We start from the raw sequence: 6,277 nt of genomic DNA on the forward strand, positions 1-6,277 counted from the left end.
ATCAGCCAAGCCGCCGGATTTTACCATGCCTACAAACACGAAAAGAAGCGGCCCGACATCGTGGCCACCATCGGCGACTCCACCTTCTTTCACGCTGGGGTGCCCGCCCTCATCGACGCGGTGAACCAGAACGTGCGCATGGTGCGGGTAATCCTGGACAACGGCACCACGGCCATGACCGGCAGCCAACCAACGCCGGCCACGGGCAAAAGCGCCACAGGGGGAACCTTGGTCAAAGTGGACATGGAAGCCCTGGTCAAAGGCTGCGGTGTAAATTTTCTGGAAGTCGGCGATCCCTATGACACCAGCGGGTTTATCGCCATGGTCAAAGCGGCGGTGGACTTCAGCCGCAGCGACGGGCCGGCGGTGGTCATCGCCCGGCACCCCTGCATCATCGACCTCGCGCGCCAGGGAAAGGCAGCCGACCCGATTGAGGTCATGGTGACCGGGGACTGCGATGGATGCGGTTTCTGCCATCAGCATTTCGAGTGCCCGGCCCTGGTGGCCGTTGACAATGGCCAGCGCACCGTCGTGGACGCACTGGCATGCAACGGATGCGGCGTTTGTCTGGACATCTGCCCCAAGGGAGCGATAGTAGGAAGGTCTTAGGGTTCCGGGTTCACCGTTGATGGGTCAAGGTTTTTGGATGCACGGTTTCTGGTTTCTGCTTTGATCGGCAAATCTATTTAAATTGGCAGAACTCAACAAACCTTATGCCTTATTGTAATAAAGCTAAAAACCTAATGGGGAACAATTGAGAAAAGTCATGCAAGCAGCACCAACCTACCAAATCGTAATCAGCGGCGTGGGCGGGCAGGGCGTTTTGTTCATCACCCGGCTGCTGGCTGAGGCGGCCATCCAAAACGGTCTTCCTGTTTTTACCTCCGAAACACACGGAATGGCCCAACGGGGCGGCACGGTGATCTCTCATTTAAAGATCGGTGATTTCGTCAGCCCGCTGATCAGCCCGGGAAACGCCGATGGCCTGATTGCCCTGAAGGCAGAGAGCCTGGTCCAGCACGGCGGCTATCTCAAGCCAGGTGGATGGGCCGTGATCAACGGACCTGCGCCACAGACAACTGAAGAGACTGCTGCGCTCTATTATCTCGATGCAGACCAAATTGCCCGAGAAATGGACGACCCGCGATCCGTGAATCTGATCATGCTCGGGTTCGCCCTTTCCACCGCCCGACGCGGCGCCTTCGGCCACGATTTGCTATATTGTACCCCCCATGATGTCGAATCCGTTCTGGAAAATCGCCTCAAGGGGAAAAACCATCGACGGCAGTCGTCTCTCCGAGCGCTCAAGGCCGGTGCTGACAGCGCATTGCCCGCCTGAATGCCCGCTTCGGAGTGTCGGCCGAAAGCCCGGGCGGATAGCCCGTTTTCCGCTACCGTCGCAACCGGCTGCTGAATGCAAAACCGGAGGTCACCGTATTTACACCTGACCGGATTTAATCTAACCTGAGTGGCAGCTGCCCGAATCCGGGAATCCATTTTGTGTTGACAGGCCGGCGGTGGCAGGAGAATGCGCCCATGGAGAACATCATAGAACAGAAAATGAACCCACGCGAACGTTGAGGAGTGTTTATGTTTAGCTCCCAGGATATTCTGGACATTGCCATCCGGCTGGAAAAAAACGGCGAAAAAACCTACCGGGATGCCAGGCTGCATATATCGGATGAAGCGTTAAAGACCCTTCTGGCTTGGATCGCCCAGGAAGAGCACGACCACGCCCGATGGTTTACCGAGTTAAAAAGCCGATTGATCCAATATGAGGATCACCACCTGATGGCGGAATTCAGCCAGGCCCTGGTGGAAGATGTGGTGCAGGGGCAGGCATTTTCCCTGCAGGAGGTCGATTTTGTGGCCATCGACACCCCCGACCAAATGCTCCGCACCTTCATCGGGTTCGAAGACGACACCATCGCATTTTACGAGGTTTTGAAAACCTTCATCGATGACGCGGCCATCGCCGCTCAACTGGATCGGATCATTCTCGAAGAGAAAAAACACATGGCAACATTCCAGGAGATGTTGGCGGGGGATTGAACCACTCACGCATGCCGGGGGTCCTTTTCCATCCTCGAAAAAGGCCTACCAATCAGCATCCTTTTTCCCGACGGATCATATCTGTTCCGACATCCACCAAATGGCCCCAATGCCTTGACTTTGCACGGCCTTCCCTTTATGGTACGACGGTTTAAAAATACCGGCCCCCGGGCCTGCCGATAAGGAATACCGATATCAATGGACAGACTGTCAGATCACCCATCCCAATTGTTGTTGCTGGTTGCCGGCGCCAAAGGGGCCATTGGCACCACGTTGGCGGCGGCCGTTGCCGCCATGCAGGAAAATCCTCAGCTGGTGCTGCCCGGCCTCACCACTGCTGGCAAATTTCCCTTTTTGGGCGATTGCCGCTCCGTTGCCATGGCCGGTTGGGATTCGTCCGCCGATAATCTCACCAGCGCCATCGCCCGTCACGGGGTCCTGCCAGAGGGCATGTGGCTGCCCCATGAGTCCCGTCTGGCACAAATACCCGTTTTAGATGCCCCCGACGCAGCGCTTTCCATTGCAAGCCAGGTGAAACAACTGCAGGCGGATATTCAGCAATGCCGCAAGCGTTGCCCGGGTGCCCATCCCGTATTGGTCAACCTGCTTCCGGCGGCCTGCGACATCTCCGATCCAGCGCGTTTCACGACCGTCGACCAAATCCTCAGCCGACCCGATGCCCGAATCCTGCCCGACCTGGCCTACGTGATCGCGGCTGTCGAGGCCGGCATTCCTGTGGTCAACTTCACCCCCAACACAGTGGAACTGCCCGCCGTCTGTAGCCTTGCCGCAGCCAATGGGGTTCCCCTCGCCGGGCGCGACGGCAAGACCGGCCAAACCTATTTCAAGGTGGTCCTGGCCTCTGCCCTGAAGGCCCGGGGACTGTATGTGGACGGTTGGTACAGCCTTAACATCCTCGGCAACGCAGATGGGCTGAACCTGATGGACCCGGACCATGCCTGCGGCAAGCTGACCAACAAAACCAATTTACTGGACGATATCCTCGGCTACCCGGTGGGTGAACGGTACGGCCGGTCGGCCCACAAGGTCCACATCGACTACTACCCCCCTCGGGGCGACGCCAAGGAGGCCTGGGACGTCATCGACCTCAAGGGAATCTTCGGCATGCCCATGAGCCTGCGGCTCAACCTGCAGGGTCGGGACTCCATCCTGGCCGCCCCCATGGCCCTGGACCTGGCTCGATGGGCCGCCGCCCTCCAAATCGCCGGGTTCGCCGGCCCCGTTCCCGACCTGGGGTTTTATTTTAAAAAACCCGTGGGTGACAGCGCTCCGCTGACCTTCGAAGACCAGCTTGCCGCCCTGGAAAGTCTGGAATCCCGGATCGAATCCCGCATCAACATAGATGGCAATAGAATATAATCAACTTTACGCTGTATCAGGATTTAAGAAAGCGTTCTTGGCAAGGCTAGAGGGAGAAAGCCGTATTTTGGTATACTGCGACGACCGATAACACAGTCCAAGGGCGCTTTCCTAAAGCCTTCAGAGAGAGGATACCCCATGATTTTTGGCTATAGCACCAACGCCTTCGTTAAATATCCCCTACTGGATTCCTTTGACATGATTGCCCGTCTGGGCTTTGCCGGTGTGGAAATCATGTGCGACCAGCCCCACCTTTACCCGCCCGAATACGACGAGGCTGCGCTGACCCAAGTGAAATCCTCGCTGGAGCAAAACGGACTGAAGCCCACCAACCTGAACAGCTTCACGCTTTTTGCGGTGGGCGATACTTACCTGCCGTCATGGATCGAGCCGGAGGCCGACCGCCGACGGATCCGTGTGGACCACACCCTGGCCTGCCTGGAAATTGCCGCATTCATCGGGTGCCGCAATATCTCGGTGCCGCCGGGAGGACCACTGCCCAACGGCATGACCCGCAAAAAAGCCCTGACCCTGTTCCACCAGGGTATGGACCAGGTCATCCCCAAAGCACAGGAATTGGGGGTGCAGCTGCTCATCGAACCCGAGCCGAACCTGCTCATGGAGCGCACCGCGGAGATCAAGCCCTTCGTGTCCGAGATTCAGGCGCCGGCGGTGGGCATCAACTTCGATATCGGCCACTTCTACTGCGCCGGCGAGGACCCGGCCGCCGCCTTCGAAGAACTGTTCCCCTGGATCGGCCACATTCACATTGAAGACATCGCCCCCACCCGCGAGCACAACCATCTCATTGCCGGCCTGGGCGCCATCGACTTTCCATCGGTCTTCACCGCCATGAAGCAGTCGGGTTACCAGCATGACATGAGCCTGGAACTCTACCCCTACACCGATCGACCGGAAGCGGCCGGCAAAGATAGCCTGGCCCACCTGTTGCCGTTACTGCGGGAGGCGGGACTGCAGGATTAAGGACTGAGGTGAAGGCGAGACCATTCTTCCCGAATTAGCGTGCCTGATTCTTACCGCGTAGTGTTCCGGCAGGCCCAAAGAGCTCAACCTGTTTTCTAACGACTAATGGTCGTACCGCTATAATGTGGGTTCGTTATCTGATCCACGATTGACTACTTCCAGTGAATCACCGGCGCTTTTCTCTTTGGCAACCGATGATACTTAAACTTGGGGTATCCGATCATCATCGGATAGAACCCAGTGTGCCCCTCGGGCAGGCCCATGGTTTCCACCAACTCGGGGGTGGCCAGCATGGCCCCGCGGAGTAACCCGGCCCAGCAAGTGCCCACGCCCAGGGGCAGGGCGGCCAGTTCCAGATAAGCCAAGGCGATGCTCAAATCCACCAAGCCGTTGGCGTTCTCTTTGGGAGCAGAGGCAACAATGAGGGTCTGGGCGGTGCGCAGGATGCCGTCATACCCGGTGGCCCAGCCGGCCACCACTGGACGGAAGTAGCCGGCAGTTGGAGAGTCAGGTTGGGCTTCGATGACCCGTTCCATCCAGTTGATGGTTTCCCGGGACAATGGTTCCAACTTGTCCCGCCCTTCGATCACCGTCCATTGAAGGTTCTGGGCGTTGCTGGCCGTAGGGGCGTAACGGGCCGTCTCGATCAAGTGTACCAGGGTTTCTCGATCCATGACTTTGTCCTTGAACCGGCGGATGGATCGCCGGGACCGGAGGAATTGCTCGGCCTGATCCCAGGACAGGACCAAGTCTTTTTCTATCTCCGGGCAGTCTTGTATGTCCACCCCGGTCACACTTAAGGCAGCATGGGGGCAGACGGCCACGCAGTGTCCACAGGCCATGCAGTTGGCTTCATCCGCAGGTGCAATTTGGGGGAAACTCGTGTCATCTTTATGGGTTATAATCCGCCTGGGGCACTCGGCCGCACAGATTCCGTCCTGTTTGCATTTGGTTTCGTCAATCTTCAGAAAGGCCATGCTTGTCTCCATGTGTAGTTGTTGATCCCAACATGATGAATTGCTCTCTATCCCAGATAACAGGTATTATCTTTCGACGGTGGCGGTGGCCAGGCCGTGTGGATCGATCCTTTTGGCTATCGGCAACGCATCTGAGTCCATCAATCCTCTTCAAAGTATATCCGGTTGCTGGCATCCGGCCTTATACGATCGTCTCCAGAGCCTTGACGATAAGGGTGGCCGCCATGCCGATCATGATCAGTCCGGCAAGAATATCCGCCTGCTGCCTGAATCGATTTAAAAAAACGGCCGCCCCGGCACCCACTGCAAGCAAACCCGGCAGGGTGCCTAGACCAAAAATCAGGGCCATCAGGGCCCCGGACAGCATCTGGGCACCGGACAGCGCCTTGGCAAAAGCGGCATAGGAGAGCCCGCAGGGCAAGCCCCCCAGGAACAATCCCGTGAGGAAAAAATCCAGGTTGCTTCGCATGGCGGGGGTCCGGGACATGATTCGCCGCCAACCGGGCATCCGGTTGGGCATGGCAACGGCCAGCCATTTAGGTTCGGCAACCCATCCCAAGCGGGACAGGCCGAAAAACAGCAGAAACAGGCCGGCCAGAAGGCTGATGCTCACCTGCACCCGGGTTACCCAGACCATCGGGTTGCCGCCGACGGCCGAGGCCAGGCCAATCAGCCCGCCGCCGGCAGCGCCCATCGAAGCGCCGATGACACCATAAGTGACCAAGCGGCCGCCATGGTAGGCCAGGTGAGCCGAGAACCGTCCGGTCTGCCCCGGAAGAGCCACCACCAGGGGCCCGCACATGCCGATGCAATGGCCGGTCCCCAAAAGGCCCAGCATAAAAAGGGTAACCGTATCGATTGGCGTTGTCATCTGCTCACCAAAA

Annotated in this window: 7 protein-coding genes; 5 read left to right on the plus strand and 2 right to left on the minus strand. The window is 58.1% G+C overall.

Annotated features, from left to right (window positions below):
- From ABYV26_RS18035 to ABYV26_RS18055, 5 genes are all read left to right on the plus strand, one after another.
- Positions 1 to 609 (plus strand): thiamine pyrophosphate-dependent enzyme (locus tag ABYV26_RS18035; RefSeq protein WP_372682746.1); only part of this gene is annotated, 609 nt, incomplete at its 5' end.
- Between the two features lie 157 nt (positions 610 to 766).
- Positions 767 to 1,339 (plus strand): 2-oxoacid:acceptor oxidoreductase family protein, encoded by a 573-nt coding sequence (locus tag ABYV26_RS18040; RefSeq protein ID WP_372682747.1) that lies wholly within the window; start codon positions 767 to 769, stop codon positions 1,337 to 1,339.
- A gap of 251 nt (positions 1,340 to 1,590) precedes the next feature.
- Positions 1,591 to 2,052, plus strand: coding sequence for a ferritin family protein (locus tag ABYV26_RS18045; RefSeq protein ID WP_372682748.1), 462 nt, complete (start codon positions 1,591 to 1,593; stop codon positions 2,050 to 2,052).
- Positions 2,053 to 2,250: 198 nt separating this feature from the next.
- Positions 2,251 to 3,432 carry an inositol-3-phosphate synthase gene (locus tag ABYV26_RS18050; protein WP_372682749.1) on the plus strand — a complete coding sequence of 394 codons (1,182 nt, stop codon included), beginning with the start codon at positions 2,251 to 2,253 and terminating at the stop codon, positions 3,430 to 3,432.
- A gap of 138 nt (positions 3,433 to 3,570) precedes the next feature.
- On the plus strand, positions 3,571 to 4,416 hold the full coding sequence (locus ABYV26_RS18055; RefSeq protein ID WP_372682750.1) for a sugar phosphate isomerase/epimerase family protein: 846 nt from the start codon (positions 3,571 to 3,573) through the stop codon (positions 4,414 to 4,416).
- A 152-nt stretch (positions 4,417 to 4,568) separates the two neighbouring features.
- On the opposite strand, the gene ABYV26_RS18060 is transcribed toward ABYV26_RS18055, so the two are convergent.
- Both ABYV26_RS18060 and ABYV26_RS18065 read right to left on the minus strand, forming a co-directional pair.
- The gene (locus ABYV26_RS18060) at positions 4,569 to 5,393 is read right to left on the minus strand and encodes a nitroreductase family protein (RefSeq protein ID WP_372682751.1); all 825 of its coding nucleotides are present in this window, start codon (positions 5,391 to 5,393) and stop codon (positions 4,569 to 4,571) included.
- A 181-nt stretch (positions 5,394 to 5,574) separates the two neighbouring features.
- Positions 5,575 to 6,277, minus strand: a 703-nt coding sequence (locus tag ABYV26_RS18065) for a sulfite exporter TauE/SafE family protein (protein ID WP_372682752.1), incomplete at its 5' end; no start/stop codon positions are given.

Origin of the sequence: Desulfosarcina sp., assembly GCF_041551955.1 — a bacterium.
GTDB lineage: Bacteria > Desulfobacterota > Desulfobacteria > Desulfobacterales > Desulfosarcinaceae > Desulfosarcina.